This window comes from Streptomyces sp. NPDC058295 (assembly GCF_042880655.1).
Taxonomy (GTDB): Bacteria; Actinomycetota; Actinomycetes; order Streptomycetales; family Streptomycetaceae; genus Streptomyces; species Streptomyces coriariae.
This window is the reverse complement of the sequence record NZ_JBHVYO010000010.1, coordinates 235,227-246,481: the sequence shown is the minus strand read 5'-3', so window position 1 is coordinate 246,481 and position 11,255 is coordinate 235,227. Positions and strand designations below refer to the sequence as shown.

Here is an 11,255-nt window from a genome sequence, read left to right as displayed (position 1 = left end):
ACTGCCGGGGACGGGGTATCAACATATCTGGCGTTGATTTTTGGCACGCTGTTGAGTTCTCAAGGAACGGACGCTTCCTTTGTACTCACCCGAGAGACTCTCTCAGGCTTTCCTCCGGGCGCTTCCCTTCGGTCTTGCGTTTCCGACTCTATCAGATCTTTTCTCGACCCGATTTCCTCGGTGCTTTCCAGGTTCTCGCTTTCGCGTTTCCCTTTCCGGCGGTTCCGACTCTATCAGATCCTTTCGGGCCTGATTCCCAGTCAGAGGGGGCTTGCCTTCCCGGCCGTTGGGCCGTTCCGACGAGTGAGACTTTAGCGGATTCCCGGCCCCCGAAGCCAATCGGGGTCCTGCGTCCTTTCGAACGCGGATTCCTCATTTCGCGAATACACATGACAACGACACGACGGCAGACGAATCGACTGCGCGTAGAGAAGTGGTTGGTACCTGCGGAATGGCTGTCCGGGGACCGACCGGGGTCGGCGCTCACGTCGAACAACTCGGAGAACACTACGTAGCGGGTCGGGGTGTGTCAACTCATGTCCCTCGGGCACCCCCGAGGCGTAGCCTGACGGGCATGACTACGCGTACGTGCACCCAGCTGTGGTGGGCCGCCTGACGGCGGCCGTGCTCACGTATGCACTCAACGGCCGCCGCTTCGGCGGCCGTTCTCTTTTCCCCCTCCAGGGTTCCAGGGGGTCGGCCGGCCGGAGTGGCGGTCTCGACCAGGAGGTGGAGAGATGAAGCGGGTCTTCAGCGGGGTCAAGCCGACCGGGCATCTGACGCTGGGGAACTACCTCGGCGCTCTGCGGCAGTGGGCCGAGGTCGACCAGCACCGGGCGGACTCGCTGTTCTGCGTCGTCGATCTGCACGCGCTGACCGTGGAGCACGATCCCGCGCGGGTGCGTCGGCTCAGTCGGCAGGCGGCGACGCTGTTGCTGGCGGCGGGACTGGATCCACAGCTGTGCACCGTGTTCGTACAGAGTCATGTGGACGAACACGCGCGGTTGTCGTATCTGCTCGAGTGTGTGGCCACCGACGGCGAGATGCGGCGGATGATCCAGTACAAGGAGAAGTCCGGGCGGGAGCGGGAGCGCGGGGGCAGTGTGCGGCTGTCGTTGCTGACCTATCCCGTGCTGATGGCGGCGGACATCCTCGCCTACGGGGCCGACGAGGTGCCGGTCGGCGACGACCAGGCCCAGCATGTCGAGCTGACGCGCGATCTGGCGGTGCGGTTCAACCAGCGGTACGGGCACACGTTCGTCGTACCGAAGGCCACGCATCCGGCGGTGGCGGCGCGGGTGATGAACCTCCAGGAGCCGACGTCGAAGATGGGCAAGAGCGATGACTTCGGGCCCGGGATCGTCTATCTGCTGGACGAGCCCGAAGTGGTGCGCAAGAAGGTCATGCGGGCCGTCACCGACAGCGGGCGGGAGGTCGTGTACGACCGGGAGGAGCGGCCGGGGCTCGCCAATCTGCTGGAGATCCTCGCCGCGTGTACGGGCGGGGAGCCGGAGGCCCTGGCCGGTGCCTATGGGTCGTACGGCGCGTTGAAGAAGGACACGGCCGACGCGGTGGTCGAGGTCCTGCGGCCGGTGCAGGCCCGACACAGGGAGCTGTGCGCGGATCCCGTCCATGTGGAGGGGGTGCTGCGGGACGGGGCGGCGAAGGCCCGGGCGATGGCGCGGCCGGTCGTGGACAGTGCCTATCGCGCGATCGGGTTGCTTCCGCCCGCGCCGGAGCCGGTCGCCGATCGGGTGCTGAACGCGGTCCGGTAGGCGCGTGGGCTGGTGGCGAGGCGCGATGCGAAGTGCTGGCGCATCGTGACCTCGCTGCCGAAGCCGGCCCGCCGGGCCACCTCGGGCATGGGGAGGTCGGTGCGTTCGAGGAGTTTCTGGGCCGCGGCGATGCGCTGGTCGAGGAGCCAGCGCAGGGGGGTGGCGCCGGTCTCGGCCGTGAAGTGGCGGGCGAAGCTGCGGGGGGACATGCCGGCCCGTGCCGCCAGTGCGGCGACGGTGAGTGGTTCGTGCAGGTGGCGCAGGGCGTGGTCGCGTACGGCGGCGAGGGTGTCGGCGTCCCGGTCGGCGCGGGGGGTGGGGTGTTCGATGAACTGGGCCTGGGTGCCGGTGCGGAAGGGGGCGGTGACCATCGAGCGGGCGATGGTGGCGGCAGCTTCGGCGCCGTGGGAGCGGCGTACCAGGTGCAGGCAGAGGTCGATGCCGGCTGCCGTGCCGGCGGCGGTCCAGATGTTGTCGTCCTCGATGAAGAGGGCGTCGGGGACGACGCTCACCCGGGGGTGGTGTGTGCGGAGGAGGTCGATCAGGCCCCAGTGGGTGATCGCTCGGCGGCCGTCGAGCAGGCCGGCCTGGGCGAGGGTGAAGGCGCCGCCGCACAGGGCCGCGAGGGTGGTGCCGCGGGCGTGGGCGCGGCGGAGGGCGTCCAGGACGGGGGCGGGTGCGGGGGTGAGGTGGTCGTCCAGGCCGGGGACGAGGATCAGGTCGGCCCGGGAGAGCCAGGTGAGGGTGCGGTCGGGGGCGAGGGCCAGGCCGCCGCGCATCGGGACGGAAGCGTTGTCGGTGGCGACTCGGCGCAGGTCGAAGGCGGGGGCGCCGCGGTCGGTGCGGTCGGTGCCCCAGACCTCGGTGATGACGGACACGTCGAAGGCGCGGATGCCGGGGAAGGCGACGAGGGCGACGCGGTACGCAGGGTCCACGCCTGGCAGTAAACCATCGATCGCTGTCTTCCGACCTGCTGGGGTGAGGGTGGTCCCGGCGGCAGGATCGAGGGCATGGATATCGCGGAGAACGCAGCGCTGGTGGTCGTCGATGTACAGAAGGGCTTCGAGGAGCTGGACTTCTGGGGGGCGCGGAACAATCCCGGGGCCGATGACAACATCGCCGCGCTCATCGACGTATGGCAGGGGACGGGGCGGCCGGTCGTGTTCGTGCGGCACGACTCGGTGAAGCCGGGGTCGCCGTTGCGGCTGGGGTATGCGGGGAACGGCTTCAAGGAGTACGTGGAGGAGCGGCGCGGGAAGGGCTCCGGGGCCGAGCTGTTCCTGACCAAGACGGTGAACTCGGCGTTTCTCGGGACGCCGGATCTGGGTGCCTGGCTGACCGCGGCGGGGATCTCGCAGATCGTGGTGGCCGGGATCCAGACGAACATGTGCGCGGAGACGACGGCGCGGATGGGCGGAAACCTCGGGTACGACGTGCTGTTCGCGTACGACGCGACGTACACGTTCGACCTGGAGGGTCCGTTCGGCTGGCGGCGGAGTGCGGAGGAGATCGCGCAGGCGTCGGCGGTGTCCCTGCACGGGGGTGGGTTCGCGCGGGTGGTGACGACCGAGGAGCTCGTGGGGGCGGCCGGTGCCTGACCGCCCCGGCGGCGTCAGTCCTTCTTGCCCGAGGCCAGTTCGCGGCTGCGGTCGCGGGCGGCCTCGAGGGCGGCGATCAGCGCGGCTCGCACGCCGTGGTTCTCGAGTTCGCGGATGGCGTTGATGGTGGTGCCCGCGGGGGACGTGACGTTCTCGCGGAGCTTGACCGGGTGTTCGCCGCTGTCGCGGAGCATCGTCGCGGCGCCGATCGCGGACTGGACGATGAGGTCGTGGGCCTTGTCGCGGGGCAGGCCGAGCAGGATGCCTGCGTCCGTCATGGCTTCGACCAGGTAGAAGAAGTACGCCGGGCCGGAGCCGGAGAGGGCGGTGCAGGCGTCCTGCTGGGACTCGGGGACCCGGAGGGTCTTGCCGACGGCGCCGAAGATCTCCTCGGTGTGGGCGAGGTGGGCGGCGGTGGCGTGGGTGCCGGCGGAGATGACGGACATCGCCTCGTCGACGAGGGCGGGGGTGTTCGTCATGACGCGGACGACCGGGGTGCCGGCGGCGAGGCGCTCCTCGATGGAGGCGGTGGTGATGCCGGCGGCTCCGCTGATGATCAGGCGGTCGGCGGGGACGTGCGGGGCGAGCTCGTCGAGGAGGGTGCCCATGTCCTGCGGCTTGACCGTGAGGATCAGGGTGTCCGCGGACTTGGCGGCCTCGGCGTTGGTGACCGGGGTGACTCCGTAGCGGGTGCGGAGTTCTTCGGCCCGTTCCGGGCGGCGGGCGGTGACGAGGAGGTCGGCGGGGGGCCAGCCGCCTCGGATCATGCCACTGAGGAGGGCTTCGCCGATCTTGCCGGTGCCGAGGACTGCGACTTTCTGGGTCATGGCTGGGGGGTCCTCCGGAGGTGTGCGTCGTCCGTCGTCCGTCGTCCCTCGTCATCCTCGCATCGGGGGTGGGGGGTCGGTCCGGGTGTCCGGTGGGCGGACTGCGGTTCTGTCGCCCCCGCCGCCCCTTCCCTTCCCTTCCCTGGGGGCGGTGCCCCCAGACCCCCTTTCGGCCTGGCCGGCCTCGTCCCCGGGCGCCGGACGGGCTGCAGGAGCACGCCGGGCGAGCTGGGTCGGTCACGCTGTGCGGCGTCGGAGGGTGGCCGCACCCAGGCAGAGGACGAGAAGCGCGCAGCCGCCGACGATGAGGACGTCTCGTACGAAGGTGGCCGTCATGTCGGTGTGGGTGAGGACCTCGTTCATGCCGTCGACCGCGTAGGACATGGGGAGGACGTCGGAGACGGCTTCCAGGGCGGGGTGCATGGTGTCGCGGGGAGCGAAGAGGCCGCAGAGGAGGAGTTGGGGGAAGATCACCGCCGGCATGAACTGGACCGCCTGGAACTCCGAGGCCGCGAAGGCGGAGACGAAGAGGCCGAGGGCGGTACCGAGGAGGGCGTCGAGGAGGGCGACCAGGAGAAGGAGCCAGGGACTGCCCGTGACGTCCAGGTCGAGGAACCACACCGCCAGGCCGGTGGCCAGGGCCGACTGGATGATCGCGAGGATGCCGAAGGCGAGGGCGTAGCCGGCGATCAGGTCGCCTTTGCCGAGGGGCATGGCGAGGAGGCGTTCGAGGGTGCCCGAGGTGCGTTCGCGCAGGGTGGCGATGGAGGTGACCAGGAACATCGTGATCAGCGGGAAGATGCCCAGGAGGGACGCGCCGATGTTGTCGAAGGTGCGCGGGCTGCCGTCGAAGACGTAGCGGAGCAGGAACAGCATCACGCAGGGGATGAGGACCAGCAGCGCGATGGTGCGGGGGTCGTGGCGCAGTTGGCGCAGGACCCTGGCCGCGGTGGCGGTGGTGCGGGAGAGGCTCAGGGCGCTGGTGGTGGGTGCAGGGACCGGAGCCGGGGTGGTCGGCGTGGTCGTGCCGGTGGTCGTGGTCATCGGGTTGTCTCCTTCGTGCGGGTCTCCTCCGTGGGGGGCTGCTTCGCTCGGGTCTGCTTCGTGGGGGTCTGGTTCGCGCGGGCTGCCTGTGTCGCCTCGTCCACCAGGTGCAGGAAGGCCGACTCGACCGTGTCGGCGCCGGTGCGGGTGCGCAGGGCCTCGGGGGTGGCGTCGGCGAGGATCTCGCCCTCGCGCATGAGGAGCAGGCGGTGGCAGCGCTCGGCCTCGTCCATCACGTGGGAGGAGATCAGCAGGGTCGCGCCGCGGGTGGTGGCGATGTCGTGGAAGAGGTTCCACAGGTCGCGGCGCAGGACCGGGTCCAGGCCGACGGTCGGTTCGTCGAGGACCAGGAGTTCCGGGGTGCCCAGGAGTGCCACGGCCAGTGAGACGCGGTTGCGTTGGCCGCCGGAGAGGTTGCTGGCGAGGGCGTCGGCGTGGGTGGTGAGGTCGACGTCGGCGATGGCCCGCGTGACGTTCTCGTGGCGGCGGCCCGCTGCCGCTCGGCCCGGGTCGAGGATCGCGGCGAAGTAGTCGAGGTTCTGGCGGATCGTCAGGTCGTCGTAGACGGAGGGCGCCTGGGTGACGTAGCCGATGCGGGTACGGAGGGCGGGGTGGCCCGCGGGCCGGCCGAGGACGTCGAGGGTGCCGGTGACCTTGTCCTGGGTGCCGACGATCGAGCGCATGAGGGTCGACTTGCCGCAGCCGGAGGGGCCCAGCAGGCCGGTGATCTGGCCCGGGGGGACGGTGAAGTCGAGGCTGCGCAGGACCGTGCGGGGGCCTCGGACGACGGTCAGGTTCTCGGCTCGTACGGCGGGCGCGGGGGGTGGGGCCTGGGGCGCGTCCTCGCCGGGTGGACGGGAGGCCTCCGGGATAAAATTCATCATGCGATGAATAATGCTCCGGGGTGCAGTGGGGCGTCAAGTGGCGGGGGCGCGCAGGGGAGGTGGTGCGGACGCGCAGGGGTAGCGGCGCGGACGCGCAGGGGTAGCGGCGCGGACGCGCAGGGGTAGCGGCGCGGACGCGCAGGGGTAGCGGCGCGGACGCGCAGGGGTGACGGAGGCGGGCCGGGGTGGTGCGGGCGGGCCGAGGTGACACAGGGCCGTGGAGGTGGTGCAGGCACGCCGGGGTGGCGAGGTGCGCCGGGGTGGCGAGGTGCGCCGAAATGGTGCGGGTCCTCGGGGGTGGCGGAGGCGTGCCCGGGTGGCGAAGGGCGCCGAGGTGACACAAGGCCGTGGGGGGTGACGCAGGGCCGTGGGGTGACGCAGGCACGCCGGGACGGCGAGGTACACCGAGATGGTGCGGGCGCGTGGGAGTTGCCGAGGTGCGCCCGGGCGGCGAAGGCGCGCCGAGAGGCGCAGGGCCATGGGGGGTGGTGCAGGCACGCCGGGGCGGCGAAGGCGCATGGGGTGGCGCAGACCCGTGGGGGTTGCACAAGCGCGCCGGGGGGCGGAGGTGTGTCGGGGTGGTGCAGGCGCGTGGGGGTGGTGCGGGCGCGTGGGGGTGGTGTTGGAAGGGGAGGGTCCGGTTCCTTCGCTTCCTTGTTCACCGGGTCACCACAGGAACCTCCCGTGCGGCCGGGCGTTTCAACTGACAATGGAATTCATGCGCTTCCGGTGCGTCGGGCTCGCCCTCGCTCCGGTCCGCGCGACTTCGTCGCCGTGCCCTCCCCCGGTGCGGCGCGCCCACGCATCTCCCGTTTCCTCCTGGAGGTGCCGTCGTGTCGCTCCGTGGTGTCCGTAGGGCCGATCTGTTCGCTTCCTTCGTCGTGTTTCTCGTCGCGCTCCCCCTCTGTGTGGGCATCGCCGTGGCCTCCGGTGTGCCCGCCGAGCTGGGGCTGATCACCGGCATCGTCGGCGGGCTGGTGGTCGGGGCACTGCCCGGCGGCAGCCTCCAGGTGAGCGGGCCGGCGGCGGGGCTGACCGTGCTCGTCCACGAGGCCGTACAGCGGTACGGCGTGGCGGCGCTCGGCGTGCTCGTCCTCGCCGCCGGGCTCGTGCAGCTGGGGCTCGGCGCGCTGCGGCTGGGGCGTTGGTTCCGGGCCGTGTCGGTGGCCGTCGTGCACGGGATGCTCGCCGGGATCGGACTGGTGCTGGTCGCCGGGCAGGTGTACGCCCTCGGGGACGCGACCGCGCCGGAGCGCGGGCTCGACCGGCTCACCGGGTTGGTGTCGCTGCCCGGGCGGGTGGATCCGGTGGCGTTGTCAGTGGGGGGTGCCACCATGGTCGTGTTGCTGCTGTGGGGGCGTTGGCGGCGCGGTGCGCGGCTGGTTCCGGCGCCGTTCGTCGCGGTGGCGTCGGCGGCGGGTGTGACGTGGGTGTGCGACCTGGACGTGCGGCGGGTCCGGGTGCAAGGGCTGTGGAATGCCGTACGGGTGCCGGGGTCGGCGGATCTCGGACGGCTGACGGAAGTGGGGGTGATCGGGACCGTAGTGGCGTTCGCGCTGATCGCTTCGGCGGAGTCGTTGTTCGGCGCCGCGGCGGTGGACCGGCTGCCGGACGGACGGGGGACGGACTACGACCGGGAGTTGATGGCACAGGGCGCGGGCAACGCCGTGTGCGGGGTGTTGGGCGCGCTGCCGATGTCGACCTTCATCGTGCGGAGCGCGGTCGCGGGAGCCGGGGGTGCCGTCTCCGAGGGGGCGCGGGCGGGCGCGCGGACCAAGGCGTCGCGGGTGCTGCACGGGGTGTGGCTGCTGCTGTTCGCGGCAGCGCTGCCCGGGGTGCTGGGGGCCGTTCCGGTCGCGGCACTGGCCGGGCTGCTGGTGTACGTCGGCTGCAAGCTGGTGCCCTGGCGGGAGGCACGGAAGTTGTGGCGCGGGCAGCAGGCGGAGGTCGTCGTGCTCGGGGTCACGGCGGTGGCGATCGTGGCGGGCAGCCTGTTCGAGGGGGTGTTGGTCGGGCTGGCGCTGGCCGTGGCGAAGACGGCGTGGGAGATCAGCCATGTGCACGTCGAGACGGAGGACCGGGGAGACGCCGGGCTCGTCGTCCGGGTACGGGGGCATGCGACGTTCCTGCGGCTGCCGAAGCTGCTGGACGCGTTGGACGCGCTGCCGCACGACCGCGCGGTGCGGCTGGAGCTGGGCGGACTGCGGCATGTGGATCACGCGTGTGCGGCGGCCCTGGCGGGGTGGACCGCCGCGCGCGGTCAGGCTCTGGTCGCGAACAGCAGGACGACGTCGTAGACCTCTTCGACGAGTCCGTCGGGGAAGGCCCGCATCAGGTGGTCGCGCTCCTCGGCGAGGAATGCGGTGCTCGCCTCCTCGCCGTGGACCAGGAACACCGAGTGGCTGCCGAGGTTGGCCAGGTGCCTGTCGACGGGGACGCGGCGGCTCCAGCGGACCTCACGACGGGTCAGTCCGAGGCGGCCGGTGGGGTCGACGACGCGGGTGTTCACGTTCTTGGTGTTCGCGGGGATGGACTCCCCGAAGTACCGGTCGATGCGCTGGGCCGCCTCCGCGAGCCAGGGCACGTCGAGGGCGCCGGTGTTCCACCACAGCGCCAGCGCGCCGCCCGGACGCAGGACGCGCAGGGCCTCCGGGACCGAGTGGGCCGGGTCGGTCCAGTGCCAGGACTGGGCGTAGGTGAGGAAGTCGAGGGAGGCGGTGCCCAGGGGAAGGTGGTTGCCGTCGCCCCGGACGATCGGCACGTCGGGGAGGGTGTGGCGGAACTGCGCGGCCATGCCGTCCCCGGGCTCGACGGCGATGACGTCGGCGCCGCGAGCGTGCAGGAGGGCGGTCGCTATGCCGGTGCCGGCCCCGACGTCCGCTACCCGTGCCCCGGCGAGGGGGCGGCCGGCGAGCTCCTCGATCGTGTCGAGGAGGGCGGTCGGGTAGGAGGGGCGGTTGGCGGCGTACTGGGCCGCGGCGGAGTTGAAGGAGTGGGCTCGGGTGGCATGCCCGGGGGTGTCGGAGGAGGACGTCATGGGGCCATGGTGGCGGGAGGCGGGCGGGGAGGGGAACAGTCCGGGGCTGTGGGCGGGTCTGCGGGCCTGGCCTGCGGGCGGGGTCTCTCGGCCGGGTCTCCGGGCCGGGCCTCTCGGCTGAGCCTGCGGGGCCGGGTCGGCGGGCCGGGCCTGCGGGCGGAGTCTCTCGGAGGGGTCCGCGGCCCGGGCCTGCGGGATCGGGTCTCCGGGCTGGGTCTGCGGGCGGGGCCCCTCGGCCGGGCGTGCGGGGCCGGGTCTGCGGGCCGGGTCTGCGGGATCGGGTCTGTGGCCGAGCCTGCGGGCCTGGCCTGCGGGCGGAGTCTCTCGGAGGGGTCTGCGGCCCGGGCGTGCGGGGCCGGGTCTGCGGGCCGGGTCTGCGGGCCGGGTCTCCGGGCCGGGTCTGTGGCGGAGCCTGCGGGCCGGGCCTGTGCGCCGGGCCCCTCGGCCGGGCCCCCGGGCCGGGTCGGCCGCGGCGGCACGGTCTCTCCTCCACGTCCTGCTCGCCGGCGACACCGGCACGAGGAAGGGGTCAGCCGCGGCGGCGCTTCTTCGACGGGTTGCCCGTGCGGCGGGTGGAGCGGCGTTCGTACTGTTCGCGAGCCGTGTCGTACTCCTCGCGGTGGAGCCTCTCGCCGGGTGCCTCGGTGAGGGTGCGGAAGAAGTACGCGAGCAGTGAACCGACGAAGCCGACGGCGAGCAGACCCCGCAGGGAGGCCTGGCGGTCGGGGTCGGGGCGCTTGGTGAAGCCTTCCCAGGTATGGCGGAAGGCGAGTGCGGTGCAGACCGCGAACATCACGACGACCAGGAGCGTCACGAAGCTGCCCAGGTCGGCGATCGCGATGCCCTCGTAGGCGAAGCGCAGGACGAGGCAGGAGACGGCGACGGCGGCCAGGGAGCCGACGGCCACGGCGATGCGGCGGGCCGCGTAACCCCGGGGGCCGGGGTCGTGGTCCACCCAGGTGGCGCCGAAGAAGCGGAGGGGCTCCGGGCGGGGCCCGGCGCCGGCGGAGCTTCCCGGTCGGCCTGCGGGGGCGCCGGTGGGAGTGTCCGCCGCGCCGTTCGAGGTGTCCCGGGAGCCCGCCGAAGTGTCCGGGGTGCCGTTTTCGTCGCTCACGGGACGATTATGGCTCCGGCCGGAGGCGGGATCCCGGGCGGGTTGCTCGTGGACCGGTTCGCGGCCGGTCGAAGGCGGGTCGCGGCCAGTCCGAGGCCGGACGAAGGCGGGATCCGCGGACGGTCAAAAGGCCACCGGTCCGAGGCCCGCCCGGGGCCGGACGAAGGCCGCTGGTCCGAGGCCGGTCCGGCCCGCCCGGGGCCGATCCGAGGCCTGTCGAAGGCCGGTCCGCGGCCGATCCGAACCCTGGTCCGAGGCCCGTCGAAAGCCAGTCCGAACCCTGGTCCGAGGTTGCGCCCCGGAGCAGGGTTCGGATCAGGGCTCGAGTCCGGGTCCTGATCCGAACCCCGCTCAGGAGCCGCGTCCAGTCCGGGTCCGGTTCCTAACCCTGCTCAGGAGCCGGTTCCGGGTCCGGGTCCGGAACCGGATCAGGGTCAGGAACCGGATCAGGGCAGGGTCAGGGTCAGGGTCCGATTCGCGTCAGGCGCAGTGGGCGGCGACGTAGCCGTCGCTGCCCGTCCGCACGTACGCGTCCGAGACGAACTGGCTGTCGGCGATGTTGTCCCAGATGTTCGTCGTGCCGTACGGGCCGGACACCGAGGTGCCCGGGGTCTGGCAGAAGATCGGGACCTTGGTGCCCTCGGCCAGGACCTTGACGACCGGGTAGCTCGTACCGGGGCCGCTGCGGACGTTCAACCGGACGCCCGGGGCGACCGGGTAGTACGTGAGGGCCGCCGCGGCCGTCGCGACGGCCTCCGCCGTCCCGCCGCTCGCGACCTCTTCCACTTCCACACGGTCAACAGACATGCAAAAACCTCCCCCGTCGGACCCCATGACTGCCATGGGGCCACGTTGATTCCCCTAAAACACGCAATGAAACACATGTGCAGGATTCGCACACGGAGGCTAGCAAGCCGCCTCTGTCCCGTACGAGTCATCGACTAGGCTCCGTGCGTCGCGCGCGCGGTTGAACAGC

At 72.0% G+C, this 11,255-nt stretch carries 10 protein-coding genes; 3 read left to right on the top strand and 7 right to left on the bottom strand.

All coding sequences use genetic code 11. The features are described 5' to 3' along the window. Positions 1-737: 737 nt before the first annotated feature. Positions 738-1,775, top strand: a complete 1,038-nt coding sequence (gene trpS, locus ACFVYS_RS13850; protein WP_389501796.1) for a tryptophan--tRNA ligase — start codon at positions 738-740, stop codon at positions 1,773-1,775. Here trpS and ACFVYS_RS13845 read toward each other — a convergent pair. Beyond that, complete coding sequence (locus ACFVYS_RS13845; RefSeq protein ID WP_389501794.1) at positions 1,703-2,710, bottom strand: GlxA family transcriptional regulator; 1,008 nt, start codon at positions 2,708-2,710, stop codon at positions 1,703-1,705. The two genes, trpS and ACFVYS_RS13845, sit on opposite strands and share 73 nt — an antisense overlap. Before the next feature lie 75 nt (positions 2,711-2,785). On the opposite strand from ACFVYS_RS13845, the gene ACFVYS_RS13840 reads away from it, so the two are divergent. Beyond that, positions 2,786-3,373: a cysteine hydrolase family protein gene (locus tag ACFVYS_RS13840; protein WP_389501792.1), complete on the top strand. Its 588-nt coding sequence runs from the start codon at positions 2,786-2,788 to the stop codon at positions 3,371-3,373. Positions 3,374-3,387: 14 nt separating this feature from the next. Here ACFVYS_RS13840 and proC read toward each other — a convergent pair whose 3' ends face one another. The 3 genes from proC to ACFVYS_RS13825 all read right to left on the bottom strand — a co-directional run bounded on the left by proC (position 3,388) and on the right by ACFVYS_RS13825 (position 6,128). Beyond that, positions 3,388-4,200, bottom strand: a complete 813-nt coding sequence (gene proC / locus ACFVYS_RS13835; protein ID WP_362522504.1) for a pyrroline-5-carboxylate reductase — start codon at positions 4,198-4,200, stop codon at positions 3,388-3,390. Between the two features lie 237 nt (positions 4,201-4,437). Continuing rightward, the gene (locus ACFVYS_RS13830) at positions 4,438-5,244 is read right to left on the bottom strand and encodes an ABC transporter permease (RefSeq protein WP_389501790.1); all 807 of its coding nucleotides are present in this window, start codon (positions 5,242-5,244) and stop codon (positions 4,438-4,440) included. Then, positions 5,241-6,128 (bottom strand): ABC transporter ATP-binding protein, encoded by an 888-nt coding sequence (locus tag ACFVYS_RS13825; protein ID WP_389501788.1) that lies wholly within the window; start codon positions 6,126-6,128, stop codon positions 5,241-5,243. The genes ACFVYS_RS13830 and ACFVYS_RS13825 overlap by 4 nt, the downstream gene beginning before the upstream one ends. Before the next feature lie 833 nt (positions 6,129-6,961). On the opposite strand from ACFVYS_RS13825, the gene ACFVYS_RS13820 reads away from it, so the two are divergent. Continuing rightward, positions 6,962-8,425: a SulP family inorganic anion transporter gene (locus ACFVYS_RS13820; protein ID WP_389501786.1), complete on the top strand. Its 1,464-nt coding sequence runs from the start codon at positions 6,962-6,964 to the stop codon at positions 8,423-8,425. Here ACFVYS_RS13820 and ACFVYS_RS13815 read toward each other — a convergent pair. The 3 genes from ACFVYS_RS13815 to ACFVYS_RS13805 all read right to left on the bottom strand — a co-directional run bounded on the left by ACFVYS_RS13815 (position 8,389) and on the right by ACFVYS_RS13805 (position 11,086). After that, positions 8,389-9,165, bottom strand: a complete 777-nt coding sequence (locus ACFVYS_RS13815) for a class I SAM-dependent methyltransferase (protein WP_389501784.1) — start codon at positions 9,163-9,165, stop codon at positions 8,389-8,391. The two genes, ACFVYS_RS13820 and ACFVYS_RS13815, sit on opposite strands and share 37 nt — an antisense overlap. A gap of 529 nt (positions 9,166-9,694) precedes the next feature. Beyond that, a complete protein-coding gene (locus ACFVYS_RS13810; RefSeq protein WP_389501782.1) occupies positions 9,695-10,279 on the bottom strand; it encodes an EamA/RhaT family transporter in 585 nt (194 codons plus the stop codon). 480 nt (positions 10,280-10,759) lie between these two features. Then, positions 10,760-11,086, bottom strand: a complete 327-nt coding sequence (locus ACFVYS_RS13805) for an SH3 domain-containing protein (protein ID WP_389501780.1) — start codon at positions 11,084-11,086, stop codon at positions 10,760-10,762. Between the last annotated feature and the right edge of the window lie 169 nt (positions 11,087-11,255).

Bases quoted from the DNA above. Each gene is read 5' to 3' on its own strand.
- trpS (WP_389501796.1), top strand. From the start codon at position 738: ATGAAGCGGGTCTTCAGCGGGGTCAAGCCGACCGGGCATCTGACGCTG.
- ACFVYS_RS13840 (WP_389501792.1), top strand. From the start codon at position 2,786: ATGGATATCGCGGAGAACGCAGCGCTGGTGGTCGTCGATGTACAGAAG.
- proC (WP_362522504.1), bottom strand. From the start codon at position 4,200: ATGACCCAGAAAGTCGCAGTCCTCGGCACCGGCAAGATCGGCGAAGCC.
- ACFVYS_RS13830 (WP_389501790.1), bottom strand. From the start codon at position 5,244: ATGACCACGACCACCGGCACGACCACGCCGACCACCCCGGCTCCGGTC.
- ACFVYS_RS13825 (WP_389501788.1), bottom strand. From the start codon at position 6,128: ATGATGAATTTTATCCCGGAGGCCTCCCGTCCACCCGGCGAGGACGCG.
- ACFVYS_RS13815 (WP_389501784.1), bottom strand. From the start codon at position 9,165: ATGACGTCCTCCTCCGACACCCCCGGGCATGCCACCCGAGCCCACTCC.
- ACFVYS_RS13805 (WP_389501780.1), bottom strand. From the start codon at position 11,086: ATGTCTGTTGACCGTGTGGAAGTGGAAGAGGTCGCGAGCGGCGGGACG.